This window comes from Cryobacterium sp. TMT2-17-1 (genome assembly GCF_004402765.1).
Taxonomy (GTDB): Bacteria; Actinomycetota; Actinomycetes; order Actinomycetales; family Microbacteriaceae; genus Cryobacterium; species Cryobacterium sandaracinum.
Window position 1 is genome coordinate 37,459 of record NZ_SOGC01000037.1, and the last position, 19,051, is coordinate 56,509.

Annotated in this window: 20 protein-coding genes and 3 tRNA genes; 16 read left to right on the plus strand and 7 right to left on the minus strand. The window is 68.2% G+C overall.

Annotation, left to right across the window (positions count from 1 at the left end; all coding sequences use genetic code 11):
- Positions 1-3 precede the first annotated feature (3 nt).
- Positions 4-1,542 (minus strand): sugar transferase, encoded by a 1,539-nt coding sequence (locus E3O47_RS10030; RefSeq protein WP_241986166.1) that lies wholly within the window; start codon positions 1,540-1,542, stop codon positions 4-6.
- 405 nt (positions 1,543-1,947) lie between these two features.
- Here E3O47_RS10030 and E3O47_RS16875 point away from each other — a divergent pair, with 405 nt between their 5' ends.
- Together E3O47_RS16875 and E3O47_RS10035 are read left to right on the plus strand one after the other, a co-directional pair.
- Complete coding sequence (locus tag E3O47_RS16875; RefSeq protein WP_134415621.1) at positions 1,948-2,223, plus strand: hypothetical protein; 276 nt, start codon at positions 1,948-1,950, stop codon at positions 2,221-2,223.
- A gap of 9 nt (positions 2,224-2,232) precedes the next feature.
- Entirely contained in the window at positions 2,233-2,826 is a 594-nt protein-coding gene (locus tag E3O47_RS10035; protein ID WP_347232587.1) for a neutral zinc metallopeptidase, read from the plus strand.
- A gap of 10 nt (positions 2,827-2,836) precedes the next feature.
- Here E3O47_RS10035 and E3O47_RS10040 read toward each other — a convergent pair whose 3' ends face one another.
- The 4 genes from E3O47_RS10040 to E3O47_RS10055 all read right to left on the minus strand — a co-directional run bounded on the left by E3O47_RS10040 (position 2,837) and on the right by E3O47_RS10055 (position 4,177).
- Positions 2,837-3,421, minus strand: a complete 585-nt coding sequence (locus E3O47_RS10040) for an acyltransferase (protein ID WP_134420399.1) — start codon at positions 3,419-3,421, stop codon at positions 2,837-2,839.
- 383 nt (positions 3,422-3,804) lie between these two features.
- Positions 3,805-3,877: transfer RNA gene (locus E3O47_RS10045), tRNA-Phe, on the minus strand.
- Between the two features lie 67 nt (positions 3,878-3,944).
- Positions 3,945-4,018, minus strand: a tRNA-Asp gene (locus tag E3O47_RS10050).
- A gap of 86 nt (positions 4,019-4,104) precedes the next feature.
- Positions 4,105-4,177, minus strand: a tRNA-Glu gene (locus tag E3O47_RS10055).
- A 238-nt stretch (positions 4,178-4,415) separates the two neighbouring features.
- Between E3O47_RS10055 and E3O47_RS10060 the strand changes: the two genes are divergently transcribed.
- Positions 4,416-5,828 (plus strand): M23 family metallopeptidase, encoded by a 1,413-nt coding sequence (locus tag E3O47_RS10060; protein ID WP_134372744.1) that lies wholly within the window; start codon positions 4,416-4,418, stop codon positions 5,826-5,828.
- Entirely contained in the window at positions 5,821-7,236 is a 1,416-nt protein-coding gene (locus E3O47_RS10065) for an NlpC/P60 family protein (RefSeq protein WP_134420401.1), read from the plus strand. Before E3O47_RS10060 ends, E3O47_RS10065 begins: the two co-directional genes overlap by 8 nt.
- 231 nt (positions 7,237-7,467) lie before the next feature.
- Here E3O47_RS10065 and E3O47_RS10075 read toward each other — a convergent pair whose 3' ends face one another.
- Both E3O47_RS10075 and E3O47_RS10080 read right to left on the minus strand, forming a co-directional pair.
- Positions 7,468-7,986, minus strand: a complete 519-nt coding sequence (locus E3O47_RS10075) for a DUF6671 family protein (RefSeq protein WP_134420403.1) — start codon at positions 7,984-7,986, stop codon at positions 7,468-7,470.
- 208 nt (positions 7,987-8,194) lie between these two features.
- Positions 8,195-8,686, minus strand: coding sequence for an inorganic diphosphatase (locus E3O47_RS10080; RefSeq protein ID WP_104102469.1), 492 nt, complete (start codon positions 8,684-8,686; stop codon positions 8,195-8,197).
- A 45-nt stretch (positions 8,687-8,731) separates the two neighbouring features.
- Between E3O47_RS10080 and tilS the strand changes: the two genes are divergently transcribed.
- The 12 genes from tilS to panC all read left to right on the plus strand — a co-directional run bounded on the left by tilS (position 8,732) and on the right by panC (position 18,928).
- A complete protein-coding gene (gene tilS / locus E3O47_RS10085) occupies positions 8,732-9,805 on the plus strand; it encodes a tRNA lysidine(34) synthetase TilS (protein ID WP_134420405.1) in 1,074 nt (357 codons plus the stop codon).
- Positions 9,786-10,337 (plus strand): hypoxanthine phosphoribosyltransferase, encoded by a 552-nt coding sequence (gene hpt / locus E3O47_RS10090; RefSeq protein WP_104102464.1) that lies wholly within the window; start codon positions 9,786-9,788, stop codon positions 10,335-10,337. The genes tilS and hpt overlap by 20 nt, the downstream gene beginning before the upstream one ends.
- Before the next feature lie 66 nt (positions 10,338-10,403).
- The gene (gene ftsH / locus E3O47_RS10095; RefSeq protein WP_134401787.1) at positions 10,404-12,413 is read left to right on the plus strand and encodes an ATP-dependent zinc metalloprotease FtsH; all 2,010 of its coding nucleotides are present in this window, start codon (positions 10,404-10,406) and stop codon (positions 12,411-12,413) included.
- 8 nt (positions 12,414-12,421) lie between these two features.
- A complete protein-coding gene (gene folE, locus E3O47_RS10100) occupies positions 12,422-12,991 on the plus strand; it encodes a GTP cyclohydrolase I FolE (protein WP_134343455.1) in 570 nt (189 codons plus the stop codon).
- Between the two features lie 20 nt (positions 12,992-13,011).
- Complete coding sequence (gene folP, locus E3O47_RS10105) at positions 13,012-13,806, plus strand: dihydropteroate synthase (RefSeq protein ID WP_104102712.1); 795 nt, start codon at positions 13,012-13,014, stop codon at positions 13,804-13,806.
- Positions 13,803-14,168 carry a dihydroneopterin aldolase gene (gene folB, locus E3O47_RS10110; RefSeq protein ID WP_104102455.1) on the plus strand — a complete coding sequence of 122 codons (366 nt, stop codon included), beginning with the start codon at positions 13,803-13,805 and terminating at the stop codon, positions 14,166-14,168. Before folP ends, folB begins: the two co-directional genes overlap by 4 nt.
- Positions 14,165-14,689: a 2-amino-4-hydroxy-6-hydroxymethyldihydropteridine diphosphokinase gene (gene folK / locus E3O47_RS10115; RefSeq protein ID WP_104102453.1), complete on the plus strand. Its 525-nt coding sequence runs from the start codon at positions 14,165-14,167 to the stop codon at positions 14,687-14,689. The genes folB and folK overlap by 4 nt, the downstream gene beginning before the upstream one ends.
- Positions 14,686-15,156, plus strand: a complete 471-nt coding sequence (locus E3O47_RS10120) for a DUF3180 domain-containing protein (RefSeq protein ID WP_104102450.1) — start codon at positions 14,686-14,688, stop codon at positions 15,154-15,156. The genes folK and E3O47_RS10120 overlap by 4 nt, the downstream gene beginning before the upstream one ends.
- The gene (locus tag E3O47_RS10125; RefSeq protein WP_233191491.1) at positions 15,149-15,646 is read left to right on the plus strand and encodes a PH domain-containing protein; all 498 of its coding nucleotides are present in this window, start codon (positions 15,149-15,151) and stop codon (positions 15,644-15,646) included. The genes E3O47_RS10120 and E3O47_RS10125 overlap by 8 nt, the downstream gene beginning before the upstream one ends.
- Entirely contained in the window at positions 15,643-17,241 is a 1,599-nt protein-coding gene (locus E3O47_RS10130) for a PH domain-containing protein (RefSeq protein WP_134420407.1), read from the plus strand. The genes E3O47_RS10125 and E3O47_RS10130 overlap by 4 nt, the downstream gene beginning before the upstream one ends.
- The gene (locus tag E3O47_RS10135) at positions 17,238-17,996 is read left to right on the plus strand and encodes a Rossmann-like and DUF2520 domain-containing protein (RefSeq protein ID WP_104102442.1); all 759 of its coding nucleotides are present in this window, start codon (positions 17,238-17,240) and stop codon (positions 17,994-17,996) included. The genes E3O47_RS10130 and E3O47_RS10135 overlap by 4 nt, the downstream gene beginning before the upstream one ends.
- A gap of 32 nt (positions 17,997-18,028) precedes the next feature.
- A complete protein-coding gene (gene panC, locus E3O47_RS10140; RefSeq protein WP_233191489.1) occupies positions 18,029-18,928 on the plus strand; it encodes a pantoate--beta-alanine ligase in 900 nt (299 codons plus the stop codon).
- The last annotated feature ends 123 nt before the right edge of the window (positions 18,929-19,051 follow it).

The following is a 19,051-nucleotide window of genomic DNA, read 5'->3' on the forward strand; positions in this document are numbered from 1 at the left end:
TCATCAGTACGCACCCACCGGGCGCATGACGGTTTTGAAGGTGCGCCAGATGATGATCAGGTCACCGGCCAGCGACCAGTTCTCGACGTAGTAGAGGTCGAGCCGCACGCTGTCCTCCCAGCTCAGATTCGACCGGCCGTTGATCTGCCACATCCCCGTCAGACCCGGCTTGATATATAGACGCCGGTGCACGTGGATCTCGTAGGCTTCGACCTCCACCGGAAGCGGCGGTCGCGGGCCCACGAGGCTCATGTTCCCGACCAGGATGTTCCAGAGCTGGGGAAGCTCGTCGAGCGAGTACTTGCGGAGCACACGTCCCACCCGGGTGATGCGCGGATCATTGCGAATCTTGAAGAGCGCTCCGGATGCCTCGTTTTGATCGAGCAGGCCTGCCAGGTCGTCCTCGGCCGTCTGCACCATGGAGCGGAATTTGACCATTTGAAAGGTGCGCTCATTGCGCCCGCACCGCTCCTGGCGGAAGAGGACGGGACCCGGGGAGTCGAGCTTCACCGCAATCGCGATGGCCACCAGGAGCGGCCAGAAGACAAGGAGTGCGATCCCGGACACGCCGATGTCCAGGAAGCGTTTGAGGACGTGCTTTGTCCCCTCGAATTGTGGGATCTCAACGTGGATCAGGGGCAAGCCTTCGACCGGCCGGAAATGGATGCGCGGACCGGCGACATCCGTGAGTTGGTTGGACAGCACCAGGTCTGCGGATGTCCCCTCCAACTGCCAGCCGAGGGTGCGGATGTACTCGCTCCCCCAGCTGGGCTGGCCGGCGACGATCACGGTATCGACGGCAAGATCGGCGGCCGCGATGGCGACGTGTGCCGGGTCGGAAACCACCGGAATCGTTCGGCTTTCGGTTTTCACCGGGGACTTCGAGTCGCTCGCGAGTGCCACCCCCACCACGTAGTAGGTGGCGCCGGCATTCTCAATCTGGCCGACCACGTATTCGACGTCGGCTCGATTTCCGACCACGATGACTCGCGCGAGGTAGTGGCCGAAAAGCCTCTGGCGCAGCAACCACCGGCGCCAGAGCCAGCGTTCCAGCACAAGGCCGCACATGCCGAGGGGGAGTGCGAGCACGAAGAAGCCGCGTGCGACGTCGACCTGGAATGCCAGGAAACCGATTGCGAGGAGGCCAAACGTGATCGCGCTCGCGTTGATCACCTGTTTGTACTCGGTGGCCCCGATCCCGATGACGCGGGAGTCCCGAGTGTGGAAGACCCCCAGGGTCGCGATCCAGCTGAGCATGATGAGCAGGGCGACCAACCAGTAGTCGGCCCGATATCCGCCGACGGATGCTTGGGCACCCTCACCGCCGAACCTGACGATCAGGGCCGTCGCGACCGCGGTCGTGACGATGCCCACGTCGCTCATCAAGAGTTTCATCCGAAACTGTTTGGCCCAGACCAGGCCGGACGACTTCGCGTCGACGCTGACTGGGTTCTTCAGCGCCGGTGCCGGCACCAGGGCGAGCTTCGGCTGGGCGGTGGGAAGGCGCCCCGCGAAGGGCAGGCGCGGTTGAGGGTCCGTCACCGTCTGCTCACCCCGCCAGCAAGGGGCGGTGGAGCGCTCGGCGCTCGGCCTGGGTGGGGCCGGTGAATATTGGTCGACGAATAGGTCGACACGTCGCGGACGTCTTCACGTGAATCCTCTGCATTTCGGGTGTACAGAGCGGGATGGGATTCGCCCGGGAAAGCCTGTCTAGGGAACGAGACAACCCGACCAAACAAACAAGTGATAAATCTTCAACTGCTTGCGAGCTGACCATACCCCCGAACGCCCAAGTCGGCTCGGACCCCGAATGGGGGACGGGCGGAGCTCACTCATCTCGGTGGGCGGGCACATCGTGCGCAGGGCACCTAATGTTCCATTAGCGAGCTCGACAACCCGGACGCCATCATCGCGGCAGCGGACCACTTCGACGGGTAGCTTTTTCTCATGACATTCAACGACAACGCGAACATCGGCGGCGGCCGGGTCAGCAAAAGGGGCCGCACCGCGGGAATCGCAGTGGGCGGCGGCGTGGGTGCGATCGCCCTCTTTCTGCTCTCACAGCTCCTGGGTGTCGACCTGAGTGGCCTGGCCGGCGGCGGCACGCAGCCCGTCGACAGCGGCAGCGTGTCGAATCTGCCCGAGTGCACGACCGGCGCCCAGGCGAACGAGGACGTCGAGTGCCGGATCAAGGGCGCGGCGGCGTCCCTCGACGTATTCTAGGCTGAGGAACTGCCCGCCCGCGGAGCCGAATACCAGCGGCCGCCGGTTGCGCTGTTCACCGACAGCGTCGGAACCGGGTGCGGCGGGGCCACCAGCGCCACCGGGCCGTTCTACTGCCCGCCGGATGCGACCATCTACATCGACACCGCGTTCTTCGGCGACCTGCGCACCCGCTTTGGCTCGTCGGGCGGCCCGCTCGCCGAAATGTACGTCGTGGCGCACGAATGGGGCCACCACATCCAGAATCTCGATGGAACCCTCGCAGCCTCCCAGGATGGACAGACCGGGGCCGGCTCCAACGCGGTGCGCGTCGAACTTCAGGCCGATTGTTTCGCTGGCGCCTGGGCCGGGGCCGCCTCCGACACCCGCGACACCGGCGGAGTGCCCTTCCTGAAGCCCATCACCTTGGCACAGATTCAAGATGCGCTCAGTGCGGCATCCGCAATCGGCGACGACCGCATCCAGGAGTCCATGCAGGGCCAGGTCAACCCGGAGGCCTGGACCCACGGCTCCAGCGAACAGCGCCAGCGGTGGTTCCAGACCGGCTTCGACGACGGCGCCGGTAGCTGCGACACGTTCGCGCCGGCCGACGCGGTGCTGTAGAGCGGGCGGGTCAGTTGCGCGTGAGTATGCCGTCGTGTTCGGTGTAATCTTCGCCGGTGACCGGACACACAAAGCGGTTGTCTCCCTCGGCCCGCAGGGGCAGGCCGCTGCGTCCGACCCAGCCGGTGCGCCGAGCCGGCACGCCGACCACTAGGGCGTAGTCGGGGACATTCTCGGTGACGACCGCACCGGCTGCCACCATGGCCCACCGTCCGATCGTGAGCGGGGCGATGCAGACCGCGTGGGCGCCGATCGACGCGCCGGTACGCACGGTCACCCCCACGAGGTCGCGGTCGTCGGTGGTCCTGAGCGTTCCGTCGGGATTCACGGCCCGAGGATGCGTGTCATTGGTGAAGACCGCCGCGGCGCCCACGAAAACCCCGTCCTCCAATAGGGAAGGCTCGTAGATGACCGCGTAGTCCTGGATCGTACAGTGCCGCCCAACCACGACGCCGGGTCCGATATAGGCGCCGCGGGCGAGAACGCACTCGGGGCCGAGCCGCGCGTATTCGCGCACCTGCACGAGCGGGCGGATCGTGCAACCGGGGCCGATCACGGCGCTTGGATCGATCTCGGCCGACGCCGCGACTCCCATCACGGCCCCTCGGGTGGCAGGAAAAGGGTCGGGTGCTCCGCGGGGGGGCGGAGGAATCGACGACAAAGAAGCGTATTCACGGTGATTCCCTGCAGTTCGGGTTACAGGTCGGAGAAGTGCTGCCGCGGTGGCTGCCGCGTGCGCCGCTGCCGGGAATCCTCGCACGACATCTGCGAACAATCTGACGTTTTCTCAGCGAGTCACAGCACGGAATGTACCCCCGTTTGGACGCGAGCTACTAGGACCTCTTCGGGGGGGGGGGCTTGGTTCGGGAGGTGAACGCGCTGCGAGCCGGAGTCTTCCCCGGGCGGCCTACGGATACCGGGCTGCGAGGCAAAAAAAAAAGAAGGCCACCCCAGTAGAAGCCTGGGAATGACCTTCAGTGGCCCCGACCGGCGTCGATCCGGTGACCTTTCGATTTTCAGTCGAACGCTCTACCAACTGAGCTACAGGGCCAGAAGTGGCTTCGAGAAGCCGCTTCAAGGAAAAAAACCCTCTCTGTCGAAAGGGCTTGTTGCCTGTGCGACCCTGACCGGACTTGAACCGGCGACCTCCGCCGTGACAGGGCGGCGCGCTAACCAACTGCGCTACAGGGCCTCGTAAGAAGATCTAACGAGAGTCGAACTTTGTCTAGCTGTTTTCGTACTTGCTTATTCTTGCACATCCCAGACCTGCAGGATGCGTAGCCCCAACGGGATTCGAACCCGTGTTAACGCCGTGAAAGGGCGCCGTCCTAGGCCGCTAAACGATGGGGCCGAGACGCCATAAACCTCATGGCTTCCGACGCATAAGCATACGGTCTACCGCCCGGGAATCTCAAATCGAGAGCAAAAAGTGTTCCTTCCGGGGGTGTCGCAGGCATTGAGCCCGTGAATTTCCCAGGTTTCGGTTGACGGGCCGCTAGATTCAAGGGGGGTGTTTTTACCCTGTTGTTGTTACTCTGAGCCGGTCTCAAGCAGTAGCAGATGTGTGTAACGAGCCCGATCGGGGAGTAATGAAGCGCACGGCAGTTCTCTTCAGCCGGGAAGCACGAGCGGAAAAGGGGGGTGACGGATCCGCGGGCAGCAGGCGCAGTCGCCGCCACCGTGTCAGCCTGGCGACCGGTTTCGTCGCTGCGCTCTCCCTCTTTGTTTCCCTCATCGGTCCGGCCGGCCCGGCCCAGGCCATCGACTATCCAACGTGGCAGGACGTGCAGAACGCCAAGTCCAACACGGCCGCCGCCTCGGCGCAGGTCAGCCAGATCCAGGGTCTGATCGCCGACCTGCAGACCCAGGTGGAGCAGACCCAAGCCGAATCCGAGGCCCGCGGAGCGGAACTGCAGGCGGCGCAAGAGAAGTTCGACGAGGCCAGCCGGCGCGCCGCCGACCTCGAGGCGCAGTCCGCCGCGAGCTCCGCGGTGGCGGCGACCGCGACTCGCCAGGCCGGCCAACTTGCCGCCCAGCTCTACCGCACCGGCGGCACCGACCTGAGCGTGAACCTCTTTCTCGACGGCGAGGGGCGCGGCGAAGACGCCGATGCGCTCCTGTCCAAGCTGGGCAGCATGAGTAAGCTCGTCGAACGCAGCAGCAGCGTCTACGAGCAGGCGCAGACCGCCACCAACGTGGCCGAGTCTCTGGGTGACCAGGCCAAGGTCGCCCAAGCCGAGCGCGAGAAGCTTCGCATCGCGGCCGAGGAAGCGCTCGTCGCTGCGCAGGCCGCCGCGCAGGCGGCCGCCAGTGCCCTGGCCGAGTCGGAGGCGAAGAGAGTCGAACTCGACGCCCAGCTGGCGTTCATGCAGGATGCGCAGGCCACTACGTCGGCCGGCTACGAGGCCGGAGTGGCCGAGCGGGCGCGACTGGCCGCCATCGAAGCGGAACGGGTGCGCGTCGAGCGCGCTGCGGCCAGCGCGCGGGCGGCCGCAGCGGCCGCAGCTGCAGCGGCCGCGAGGCCGAGCAACGGGGGAGGCTCGTCCAGCAGCTCCGGCAGCTCCGGCGGCTCAGTCGGCGGCGGTGGCTGGGCGGTTCCATCCGGCGGGCGCATCACGGACGGCTACGGCCCGCGTGCGCAGATCTGCGGCAACGAGGGCTGCAGCAAGGGCTTCCACAGCGGCACGGACCTCGGCGCCGGCTGCGGCTCGGGAATCTACGCGGCCAGCAGCGGCACCGTCGTCTACGCCGGTCTCTACGGAACCTACGGCAACTTCGTTTTGATCCAGCACGCCAACGGCATCTCCACCGGGTATGCCCACATCCGCTCGGGCGGCATCTTCGTCTCCAACGGCGAGAGCGTCTCCGCGGGGGAGAACATCGCCAGCGTTGGGGAGACCGGTGCGGCCAGCGGCTGCCACCTCCACTTCGAGGTGCGCACCAACGGCAGCCAGATCAACCCGGTTCCGTTCATGTCGGACCGGGGCGCTTCCCTTGGCTAGGGACACCGACCGACGGGGGTGGCGCAAGAAGCCCTCCCGTCTGTTCGCGGCGGTCGCCCTCGGAGCTGTCTCGGCATCCGTGGGCGTCGCGGCGCCGGCGGCGTTCGCCGTGCCCGGCTACCCCAGTTGGGACGACGTGGCGAAGGCCAAGCTCAGCGAGGCCACCAAGCAGGCCGAGATCGAATCGATTACCGAGCTGCTCCAGGGCCTGCAGATCTCGGCGGCGGCGGCCACCAAAGCCTCGCTGATCGTGGCGGAGGCCTACCGGGTCGCGCTGGACGACCTCGAAGCGGCCACGGCCCGTGAAGCGAGCCTGGCGAGGCAGGCCCAGACGGCGGAGGCCCGTGCCGCGACCTCGAAGCTGCGGGCTGGCCTGATCGCAGCCCACCTGGCGAAGACCGGCGCCCAGGATCTGTCGCTGAGCCTGTTTCTCAACGGCGACAACTCCGATGAGTTGCTTGGACGGCTCGGCACCGCGAGCAAGCTGAGTGAGCAGTCGGACACGATCTACCGCGAAGCACTGCAGGATAAGAACACCTCCGAGTCGCTCGGGAAGCAGGCGGCATCCGCTGCCGAGGAACGCACCCGGCTCAGCGCGGAATCGCTGGCCAGGTACGAGGCGGCGAATGTGGCCGCGCAGGCCGCCGAGACGGCCTACGAGACCGAGCAGCGGCGCTCCACTGAGCTGTTCGCGCAGCTGGCCCTGTTGAAGGACACCACGGCCGAGGCCGAACGCGCCTACCAAGCCGGTCAAGATGCCGAGGCGGCGACGGCGGCCCTCGCCCGGGCGCAGGCGGCGGCCGCCCAAAAGACCGCAGCCGACGCCCAGAAGGCCGCGGGCGGCAAGAGCACGCCCCGGCAGCCGGCGGCCCAGCCCGCAGCACAGCAGCCCGCTTCACGGCCGGTCACCCCGGCCCAGGCGGCACAGCCCGCTGCCGCGGCAGCTCCTGCGGCTCCGGCCCCGGCAGCTCCTGCGGCTCCTGCGACTCCGGCCCCGGCGGCTCCGACCACGGCGGCCCGGGCCCCGAGCGCCGGAGCGGTCGACACGGCGCTGTCATTCGCCACCCAGCAGCTCGGCGACCGCTACGTGCTCGGCGGCTCCGGGCTGAACGTCTGGGACTGCTCGGGGCTGACCAAGGCCGCCTACGCGGCGGCGGGCATCTACATTGGCTCGCACTCGGCCACCAACCAGTACCGCACCATGGCCAACGAGGGTCGCCTGGTGCCCTTCAATCAAGTTCAGCGCGGCGACCTCGTGTTCTGGGGCGGGGGTGGCGACTACTACCATGTGGCTATCTACGTGGGCGGCGGCAAAATCCTCGAGGCTCCGAACCCGTCCTCGCCCGTGCGCATCCACGGCATCTGGTCTGCGGGCGACGTGGCTCCCTACGTGGGACGACCCGGCTGACCGGCGAAACGGATCACCGGGTTGTCGGGTGCGCGGGCATCCGGGGCGTGTCTGCGAATTCGTGTCACCACACCACGATGGCGCTCAGGACAGCTCCGCCCCGGTAAGTGAGGGCGGGTTTGTCGTGGCGAGTGGCAAGTCCGCGCCACAGCTTGCGGGTGTGGCAACCCGGCGTCGCCGCTCGAAGAGCGCGGGGACGAACGAGGCGGCAGCACGTGTGGGGTCGCCACTTCACGGGTTGCAGTAGTCGCACCATTCTGGGGCTGCCAGTGCGTGATTTCGTGGTGGTCGGATCTGGTGAGTGCACCGGCCGCAACCGTGGATATCGGCTGTGATGGCCTGGGTTGCCGATCCGCAGAAGGAGCAGGGCAGGCCGTGTTCGACGTCGACGTGGCCAAACCCGGGCGCCCGGGAGGCCGGACACTCGGTTGAGAGACGCTGGGCCATTTTCTCGCACAGTGCTCGGATGGCTGCGGCGCGGGATGGTGCCTTGTGGGCGCGGTAGTCCGGAAGTATCGCAACGGATTGGTGCTGTTTCAGTAGTGCTTCAGCGGTGTCGCCGAGGATCTCGAATTGGGTGATGCTTTTGTGGGTGACCGTGTGGTTCTTCTGTGTGCCGTGCAGGATCACGCCCTGGTCCAGGAAGCCGATAGCCGACGCGAACGTGATGGCTTCGCTGGCGCTAACGATGTGTCGTCTTCCGGCCACTGGCGAGGTGCTGACGCTGCCTTCGGCAATCTCCGGGCCCAAGGTGGTTCATGTCCCGCCGGGCGACTGCATCCCGGCGGGTACGCGGGCCCGGTATGGCTGGACATCGGCGGGATCATCCCTGGTCTGCGCGTGATCCAGGCCCGGGACGAGCCCCGGCAGCCCGACCTCACTCACGCCCGCCCTCACAGCAGTACGAGTCACGAATCGATTCTGCCGACAATCCTCACCGGACTGCAGGAGACGCGTCCTAGTGGCCCTCTTCCGCCAGTTTCGTGAGGCCGTCGCGCACGATCTGGTCGGCCTCCGCGGCGTCGCCCCAGCCCTCGGTCTTGACCCATTTGCCGGGTTCGAGGTCCTTGTAGTGCTCGAAGAAGTGCTCGATCTCCTTGCGGGTGTACTCCGGGATGTCGGTGACGTCCTGGATATAGTCCCAGCGCGGGTCGCCCGCGGGAACCGCGATGACCTTTGCGTCTGAGCCGCCGTCATCCGTCATATTGAACACGCCAACCGGGCGAACCGACAGGCCGACCCCTGGGAAAAGGGGAAACTCGATCAGGACCAGGACGTCGACCGGGTCGCCGTCGAGTCCCAGGGTGTTCTCGAAGAAGCCGTAGTCGGTCGGGTACACGAAGCTCGTGTAGAGAACCCGGTCCAGGTACACCCGCCCGGTCTCATGATCGACTTCGTACTTGTTGCGGCTCCCGCGAGGGATTTCGATTACTGCGTCGTATGCGGCCATGGCCTGGTCTCTCCCTTGTTCACAGTCTGTCGATAACGTTACTGGATGGAGTCCCCACGCCGCCCGAGGCTCACCCCGGCGATCGCCGATGTGCGCCGCCATGTACGCACCCTGCTCACCGAGGCCGGCCCGGCCCGCGGCGGCGGCCTGGTGCTGGTCGGCCTCAGCGGGGGAGCCGACTCGCTCGCCCTGGCCGCAGCCACCGCTTTCGAGGCGCCGCGCGCGGGCCTGCGCGCCGGGGCGGTCATCGTCGACCACGCCCTGCAGGCCGGCTCGGCCGGCGTCGCGGCGGCCGCGGCCGGGCAGGCGCGGGAACTCGGCCTCGACCCGGTTCTCGTTCTTCGGGTCACGGTCGACCACGGCACGGATGCCGGCGGTCCGGAGGCCTCCGCCCGCACCGCTCGGTACGCGGCCTTCGACCAGGCGCGGCGGGAGACCGGCGCGAGCCACATCCTCCTCGGGCACACACTCGACGATCAGGCCGAGACCGTGCTACTCGGCCTTGCCCGGGGATCGGGCCCCACAAGCCTGCAGGGAATGAAGCCGGTCGGCGGGCCGATTCTGCGGCCGCTGCTGGGCATCCGTCGCGCCCGGACCCGGCAATTCTGCGTGGATGCCGGCCTGCACCCCTGGCAGGACCCGCACAACGACGACCCCCGCTTCCAGCGGGTGCGGGTACGCCAGACCGTGCTGCCCGTACTCGAGCGGGAGCTGGGGCCCGGCGTGGCCGAAGCACTCGTGCGCACGGCCGGGCAGCTGCGCGAGGACTCGAGCGCGCTCGACGACCTGGCCCGTGGTCTCAGCGAGCAGCTGAGTGAACCGCTCAGCGACTCTGCCGACGGCGCCGGAATCCGGCTGGACGCGAGCCGGCTCGAGACGAATCCGCCCGCGGTGCGCCAGCGGATCATCCGATTCTCGGTCGAACGGGAGTTCGGGGTGTCCCTGGAACGCGTGCACACGATGGCCGTGCTGCGCCTGGTCACCGACTGGCACGGGCAGAAGCCGCTTGACCTGCCAGGCGTTAGGGTTATACGGCAGGACGGCTGGCTGATATTGACCGCGCCTGGACACGCCCCGAGTAAAGGACCCTCCCGCTCCCATGGAACCCCGCGACATTGAAGGCGACCTCACCGAGATTCTGATCGAGGAGGAGCAGATCCGCACCCGGCTCGCAGAGCTGTGCCGCCTGATTGAGGCGGACTATGCCGGCAGGGACCTGTTGCTGGTCGGCGTGCTCAAAGGAGCGGTCATGGTCATGGCCGATCTGGCGCGCGAACTCGTGCACCCGATCACGATGGACTGGATGGCGGTCAGCTCCTACGGGTCCGGCACGCAGTCCAGCGGCGTCGTGCGCATCCTGAAGGATCTCGACACCGACCTGCTCGGCCGCAACGTGCTCATCGTCGAGGACATCATCGACTCCGGTCTGACGCTCTCGTGGCTGCTGTCCAACCTGAAGTCTCGCGGCCCGGAATCCGTTGAAATCTGCGCCCTGCTGCGCAAGCCGGATGCCGCTCGCGTCGACATCGACGTGAAATACCTCGGTTTCGACATTCCGAACCAGTTTGTCGTGGGCTACGGTCTCGACTTCGACGAACGCTACCGCAACCTGCGCTCGGTGGGCGTTCTCGCCCCGCACATCTACAGCTGAGCCTGGTAGCGCTTTGGGCGAACACACGGTCTTCGTCCAGCGCGGTCACGGTAGCCTGTCACCACGATGAACGTCAAGAAGCTACTGCGCGGGCCGCTCCTCTACATTCTCCTGGCGATTGTTGCTGTGTGGGTAGGGTCGAGTCTCATTACCATGTCGGGATTCAAAGAGATTCCGACCCAACAGGGACTGGAGTTCCTGAAAGACGGGAAGGTCTCCGAGGCCACGATCGTCGACGGCGAGCAGCGCGTCGACCTCACCCTGACCAAGGCGGATAAAGACCTCGGTAGCGAGGTCCAGTTCTACTACGTCGCCCCGCGTGGCGAAGAGGTCATCACGGCCGTCACCACTGCCAATCCGGCCGACGGCTTCACCGACGAGGTGCCGAAGTCCAGCTGGATCCTGTCGCTGCTCGGCATCATGCTGCCCCTGCTCCTGATCGGCGCTTTCTTCTGGTTCATGCTCGCCGGCATGCAGGGTGGCGGCAACAAGGTGATGCAGTTTGGCAAGTCGAAGGCCAAGCTGGTATCCAAGGAGAGCCCCCAGGTGACGTTCGCGGATGTCGCGGGCGCCGACGAGGCCATCGAGGAGCTCGAGGAGATCAAAGATTTCCTCAAGGAGCCGGCGAAGTTCCAGGCCGTCGGGGCGCGCATCCCCAAGGGCGTTCTGCTCTACGGCCCTCCCGGAACCGGTAAGACCCTCCTCGCCCGGGCCGTGGCCGGCGAGGCCAACGTGCCGTTCTACGCGATCTCGGGCTCCGACTTCGTGGAAATGTTCGTCGGCGTCGGCGCGAGCCGCGTGCGCGACCTGTTCCAGCAGGCCAAGGAAAACGCCCCGGCCATCATCTTCATCGATGAGATCGACGCCGTTGGCCGTCACCGCGGCGCCGGCATGGGCGGCGGGCACGACGAGCGCGAGCAGACCCTCAACCAGCTGCTGGTCGAGATGGACGGCTTCGACGTCAAGGCGAACGTCATTCTCATCGCGGCCACCAACCGGCCCGACATCCTCGACCCGGCGCTGCTACGCCCCGGTCGCTTCGACCGTCAGATCGGCGTGGACGCGCCCGACATGCTTGGTCGCAAGCGCATCCTGGAGGTGCACTCCAAGGGCAAGCCGATGGCTCCCGGCGTCGACCTCGAGGTGCTGGCGCGCAAGACGCCCGGCTTCACCGGCGCCGATTTGGCCAACGTTCTCAACGAGGCCGCGCTGCTCACCGCGCGTTCCAACGCGCAGCTGATCGACAACCGCGCCCTCGACGAGGCAGTCGACCGCGTGATGGCCGGTCCGCAGCGCCGCAGCCGTGTCATGCGTGACAAAGAGAAGCTGATCACCGCGTACCACGAGGGCGGCCACGCGCTCGTGGCGACCGCAATGCGCAACACCGACCCGGTCACCAAGATCACGATCCTGCCCCGCGGCCGCGCCCTCGGCTACACGATGGTTATGCCGGTCGAAGACCGCTACTCCGTCACCCGCAACGAACTACTCGACCAGCTCGCCTACGCAATGGGCGGTCGGGTGGCCGAGGAGATCATCTTCCACGACCCGACCACCGGCGCCTCGAACGACATCGAGAAGGCCACCTCGACCGCGCGCAAGATGGTCACCGAGTTCGGCATGAGCTCGGCTGTCGGCCCGCTCAAGCTCGGGCAGGGTTCCGGTGAGGTTTTCCTCGGCCGCGACATGGGCCACCAGCGGGACTACTCCGAGCGGGTCGCCGAAAGCGTCGACGCCGAAGTGCGCCAGCTGCTTGAAGACGCGCACGACGAGGCTTACCAGGTGCTGATCACGAACCGGGCCATCCTCGATGAACTGGCCGCCGAGCTGCTCGAGCACGAGACGCTCGACCAGCACGCGCTGTCCGGGCTCTTCACGGGCGTCGTCAAGCTGCCCCCGCGGCCGCAGTGGCTGTCCAGTGACAAGCGTCCGGTCTCCGACCTGCCGCCCATCGCGATGCCGACCCCCAAGGCCCTCATCGAGAGCGGAGTCGCCGATGGCAGTACCGCTGGCGAGACCGCCGCGCGCACTCCGGCCCGCACGCCGGCCCGTACCCCTCGTCCTGCCACCGCGTAGGCCCCCGGGTGGCAGTGGACAGGGTTCGGATCGAAGCCGCGGTCGCCGAGATCCTCGCCGCAATCGGTGAAGATCCCGCCCGTCCGGGCCTCAGGGCGACCCCTCGCCGGGTGGCCGAATCCTACGGTGAGCTCTTCGCCGGGCTGGCGGTGGACCCGGTCGACCACCTGCGTGACACGATCCCGGTGGGCCCGCACACGGGTGAACTGGTGCTCCTGCGCGACATCGCCTTCCGCTCCGTCTGCGAACATCACCTGCTGCCCTTCCTCGGCATCGCCCACCTTGCCTACGTGCCGAACGAACGGGTCGTGGGTCTGGGCAAGCTGCCGGCTGTCGTCGACACGATCGCCGCCCGGCCCCAGATGCAGGAACGCCTCACCGAGGAGATCGCCGAGGCGCTCCAAATCGGGCTCGCACCGCTCGGCGTACTGGTCGTGCTCGACGCCGTGCACGGCTGCGTGACCGCCCGCGGTTCGCGCCAGACCGCCAGCTCGACCGTCACGATGGCCAGCCGCGGGTCCCTCGCCGAACCCGTGAAGCGCGCCGAGATCATGGCCCTGATCGGCTCCGGCCGGTGACCCGGCCGCGCACCCTGATCATGGGGGTGCTCAACGTCACACCGGATTCCTTCAGCGACGGCGGCCGGTGGGCATCGACGGATGCCGCGATCATCCACGCCCTCGACCTGCAGTCCCAGGGAGCCGACCTGATCGACGTGGGCGGCGAGTCCACGCGCCCCGGCGCCGGCCGGGTCGCGCCCGCCGAGGAGCAGTCCCGGGTGATCCCGGTGATCAGCGAACTCGCCCGGCAGGGGCTTTCGATCAGTGTCGACACCCTCAATTCGAGCACCGCGGCCGCCGCGGCCGCCGCCGGGGCGCAGATCATCAACGACGTCTCCGGCGGCCTGGCGGACCCGCAGATGGCATCCATCGCCGCACGCAGTGGGCTGACCTACGTCGCCATGCACTGGCGGGCGCACGCCCCGAAGATGGACGACCTCGCTGTCTATGGCGACGTCGTCGCCGAGGTGCGGGCCGAGCTGGTTTCGCGGGTCGACATGCTCACCGCGGCTGGCCTGCCGCCGGAGAAGATCGTGCTCGACCCAGGGCTCGGCTTCTCGAAGCTGCCCGATCACAACTGGCGTTTGCTGGCCCACCTGGACGCCTTCGCCGACCTGGGGTTCCCGGTCATGGTCGGTGCCTCTCGCAAGCGGTTCCTCGCCGGGGTGCTCCCGGCCGACGCGGGCGTGCTGGAACGCGATCTGCCGACCGCCGTGGTCAGCGTGCTGGCCGCGCAGGCCGGCGCCTGGGCGGTGCGCGTGCACGACGTCGCGGCGACGCGAACGGCGCTGAATGTGCTGGCACTGGCGGATTCCGCCAGAATGGGACCATGAGAAGCGACTCCATCACGCTCACCGGCCTGCGGGTCAACGCGCACCACGGCGTCTACGACTTCGAGCGGGAAAACGGACAGGACTTCGTCATCGACGTAACGGTTTGGCTCGACCTGCGGCGTGCCGCCGCGAGCGACGATGTGACGCAGACCATCCACTACGGCGAGCTCGCCGTGGAAGTGACGGATGCTGCCCGGCACAACCCGGTCGACCTGATCGAAACCGTCGCCGAGCGCATCGCCGTTGCGGTGCTGGCGCACGACGCCGCCGACACGGTGCAGGTGACGGTGCACAAACCACAGGCACCGATCTCCGTACCGTTCACGGATGTCGCGGTGCAGATCGTGCGGACGCGCGCATGACCGACGCGACCCCGGCGCTGCTCGCCCTGGGCAGCAATCTCGGCGACCGCATGGCCACCCTCACCGCGGCGATCGACGCGCTGGAGCAGGTGCCCGGGCTCGAGCTGACCGGCGTCTCCCCGGTCTACGAGTCCGCCGCGGTGAAGGTCGGCGGCGTCGACGACGAGGCACCGCGCTATCTGAACCTGGTGGTCGGCATCCGTTACACCGGGCACCCGCACACCCTGCTCGACGCGGTGAACGCCATCGAGAACGACCACGGTCGGGTGCGGGTCGAACGCTGGGGCGACCGCACCCTCGACATCGATATCATCGTCTTCGGAACGGCCTCGCTGCACGACGAGCGCCTGACCATCCCGCACCAGCGGGCCGCCGAGCGCGACTTCGTGCTGGCCCCGTGGTTGGACCTCGACCCGGCCGCAGTGCTGCCGGGCCGCGGCCCGGTGCGCGCGCTGCTCGGCGCGATCAACACCACCGTGCAGCGGTACCCCGCACTGCCGTCCGCGGGCGGCAACCGGTGAAACGTACGCAGCCGTCGGCGCTGATCGCCCTGGGTCTGGCGGGCCTGGTCGTCGTGTTCCTGCTCGAGCTGGCCGCCGCGGCCGGCGGCTCGGCGATGTTCCTGCCCCCGGCCACCCTGCCGATCGCGTTGATCGCGATCGGGATCGGCGTCCTGGCGCTGGCTTGGCCGATCCGTCAGGCCATTCGCGGCACGGTGCGGAAACACGTCAACCCGTTCCTGGCCATCCGGGTGGCGCTGCTGGCGAAGGCGTCGGCGCTGAGCGGGGCGCTGCTGCTCGGCGGCGGACTGGGAATCGTGCTCTACATCCTGACCCGCTCGGTCGTGCCGGCGGTAACATCGTTATGGCCTGCAATCGGGACGGCGGTAGGTGCCGGGATCCTTCTGACCCTGGGGCTCGTGGCCGAGCACTTCTGCACGCTTCCCCCCGATGACGACGATCAAGAGCAGGGAGAAGTGCGTGCCTGACGCGGCTGTAGGACTGGACCTCCCCGACGTGGAGGAGTGGAAGCGCGTCTCCCCGCGTTATGTGGTGGTGGAGACGGTCGGCACGATCGTCTTCGGACTGGTGCTCACGGCCATGGCCGCGGCGGTGTGGCTGCTCCTCGACGTGCAGTGGGCGCTCTACGTGATCGGCGCGATCGTGTTGATCACCGGGGCCAGTGTCGCCTTCGAACCGCGCCGGGTGCGGGCCATCGGCTATCAACTGCGACGCGACGACCTGCTCTTCCGCCGGGGCATCATGTTCACCCGGTTCGTGTCCGTCCCTTACGGGCGGATGCAGCTGGTCGATATCACGCGCGGCCCGATCGCGCGCTGGCTGGGTCTGGCCGACCTCAAATTCGTGACCGCGGCGGCCTCGTCGGGGGTGCTCATCCCGGGGCTCGCCGAGGCCGACGCGGAGAGCCTGCGCGACCGGCTCGTGGAGCTGGCCGAGAGTCGCCGGGCCGGGCTGTGACCACGCTCGCCGACGGGGAATGGCACCGGCTGCATCCGGCCAGCCCACTGCTGCGCGGCGGCATCTTCATCGTCGCCGTGCTCGGCTTCATCATCGCCAACCTCCGCGAGCGGCTGATCGACGTCTTCTTCGGGGTGCCGAGATACGGCGGCGACCCGATCGACGCGATCCTCGAGCGCGGCGTCGTCGGCTGGGCGCTGCTCGCGGTCGCGGTCGTGCTTGTGCTGATCCTGGCGGTCTTCTACCTGTCCTGGCGCATGCACACCTTCCGGGTCACCGGGGAGGTCGTCGAGGTGCGTAGCGGAATGCTCTTCCGCAGCAACCGCCGGGCCCGCCTCGACCGCATCCAGGGTGTCAACATCGTGCGCCCGTTCATCCCTCGCCTGATCGGCGCCGCGAAGCTCGAAGTCAGCGTGGCCGGTCAGGACGCCAATGTGCAACTGGCCTACCTGGGTTCGACCCTGGCCGACCAGCTGCGACGGGACATCCTTCGCCTCGCGTCCGGACTGCGGCAGCAGGTCGTTCCCGCCCCGGATGCCGCGCTGGCCCAGACCTCCCGTCTCGGTCTCGCTCCCGCGTCACCCCTCTCTCCCGCGACCGCCGCCGCCGACCGGGCCCGGGATCTCTTCGCGCCCGAGCTGGACCCCGACGCCGCCCCGCCGGAATCGGTGGTGCGGATTCCGCCCGGGCGGCTGATCGGATCCGTCGTGTTCAGCGGCTTCACGGTTTTCGTCGTGCTCGCCGGAATCGCCCTGATCGTCGGCGTGACCGCCGGCGGCAGCGACTGGCTGCTCGTAGCCTTCATCCCCACCTTGATCGCCAGCGTCAGCTTCTATTTCACCAGGGTCATCAAGTCGCTGCGCTACAGCATCGCCGGCACCCCCGACGGCGTGCGGGTCGGCTTCGGGCTGCTCACTACTAGCAACGAGACCCTGCCGCCGGGCCGGGTCCACGCGATCGGCGTCTCGCAGCCGTTGCTCTGGCGCCCGTTCGGCTGGTGGCAGGTGCGCATCAACACGGCCGGCCACTCCAGCACCCAGGGTGCCGCCGGCGAGGCCAACACCACAACCCTCCCGGTGGGCACGCTCGCCGACGTCGCCCGGGTGCTCGAATTGATCCTGCCCGGGTTCGACTCGGCGGAGCAGCAGGCCCTGATCGAACGGGGCCTCCGCTCGAAGGGCGGCGACGACGGCTTCACGAACGCGCCGTGCCGGGCGGCCTGGCTGCATCCGTTCTCGTGGCGCCGCACCGGCTACACCGTCGTGGGCGGCATCGCTCTGCTCCGGCGCGGCGTGATCTCGCGGGAGCTGGTGCTGGTGCCGCTGGCCCGGTTGCAGAGCGTCGCCATCTCGCAGGGCCCCGTGACTCGGATGCTGCGCCTCGCCTCCGCCCGGCTGCACACCGTCGCCGGGCCGGTCTCCGCCTACCTCGGGGTGGTGGCCGCCGCAGAGGCCCTGGTTTTCTTCGACCGGATCGCCTCCGGGGCCATCTCGTCGGCCCAGTCCGACACCAGCCACCACTGGAACCAGCCGATCCAGGACCAGCCGACCGCGGCCCAACCCACCTGGAAGCAACCGAACGGAGTCATCGAATGACGCCGCGTCCCGGACGCCTCGGAATCGGCATCATCGGTGCCGGCCGGGTCGGCCCCATCCTCGGCGCCGCCCTCGCCGGCGCGGGCCACGCGATCGTCGGGATCTCCGCCATCTCGCAGTCCAGCCGCGACCGGGCCGAGGCGATTCTTCCGGGCGCGCCCATCCTCACCGTTCCCGAGATCGTCGAGCGCAGCGAACTGGTCATCATCGCCGTGCCCGACGCCCAGCTCGAGAGCCTCGTCAGCGGGCTCGCGGCCGCCGGAACCTGGCAGGCCGGCCAGCTTGTGTTGCACACCTCGGCCCGGTATGGCACCTCGGTGCTGGCCCCGGCGCTGGCCGGTGGCGCAATCCCGCTGGCCATCCACCCGGCCATGAGCTTCACCGGCACCAGCATCGACCTGGCCCGCCTCGCCGACAGCTACTTCGCGGTGACGGCGCCCACGCCAGTGCTGCCGATCGGGCAGGCGCTGGTCGTGGAGATGGGCGGCGAGCCCGTGATCGTCGCGGAGGCCGACCGGGCTGCCTATGCCGAGGCCGTTGACACCGCCACGGCGTTCTCCACCTCGATCGTGGAGCAGGCCACCGGGCTGCTGGCCGGCATCGGCATCGAGCACCCCGGAGCGGTGATCGCGCCGCTGATGCGGTCCGCCATGGAGAACGCGCTGGCCCGAACCAGCCCCGACCGTCTCGACCTCTCCCAGCTCGACGCGCTGGACGCGCTCGACACCCGCGACCAGGACGGTTTCGACGAATGACACAACCGCAACACACCGGAGGACGAGTGAACGTGCTCACCAAACCAGCAGTCATCGGCAGCATCGAGGAACTGCGGAGCCGCCTGACCGACGCGCAGAGCCGCATCGAGAGCGCGCGCGCCGGGCGCGGCGAGGCCGGGCTCGGGCGACCACGCATCGTGCTGGTCCCGACCATGGGGGCCCTGCACGCCGGGCACCTGACCCTGGTTCGCCGGGCTCGCAGCCTCGGCGACATCGTCGTGGTGTCGATCTTCGTCAACCCGCTGCAATTCGGGGTCGGGGAAGATCTCGGCAGCTACCCGCGCATGCTCGAGGCCGATGTCGCGGCTCTGGCCGCGGAGGGCGTGCCGTTCGTATTCGCGCCAACCAGCCAGCTGATGTACCCGGACGGCGCCGCTTCCACCCGGGTTGTCGCCGGCGCGGTCGGCAGCCTCTTCGAGGGCGCTGCGCGCCCCGGGCATTTCGACGGCATGCTGACGGTGGTCGCGAAGCTGTTCAACATCGTCGGCCCCGACGTGGCCGTGTTCGGCCAGAAAGACGCGCAGCAGGTCTTCCTGGTCGAACGGATGCTGGCCGACCTCAACTTCCGCACCCGCATCGAGGTCGTCCCGATCGTGCGCGAAGACGGCGGCCTCGCCCTCTCCAGCCGCAACCGCGCGCTCGAACCGGCGCAGCGCGCCGCCGCCCGGGCGCTGTCCGCGGGGCTCGAGGCCGCAGCATCCGTCGCCGCCCAGGGGGTCGGCGCCGCACTGCAGGCCGCCCACGCGCGGATCGACGTGCAGCCGCTGGTTAAACTGGACTATCTCGTTGTCGTCGACCCGCGGACCTTCCTTCCGGTCGGGGGCGAGCATCACGGCCCGGCCCGCATGCTGGTCGCCGCGCTGGTCGGTCACACCCGGCTGATCGACAACGTGGCCCTGGACCTTCCCTAGGCCGCACCACCCGCACGACCGTCACCAGCCAGACCCTCACCAGCCCGACCTTTCATCAACACGTCGTCACATCAATGAGCACGCGCGGGAGCGCCGGGCATCGCCCGGCCGCCACCTGCCACG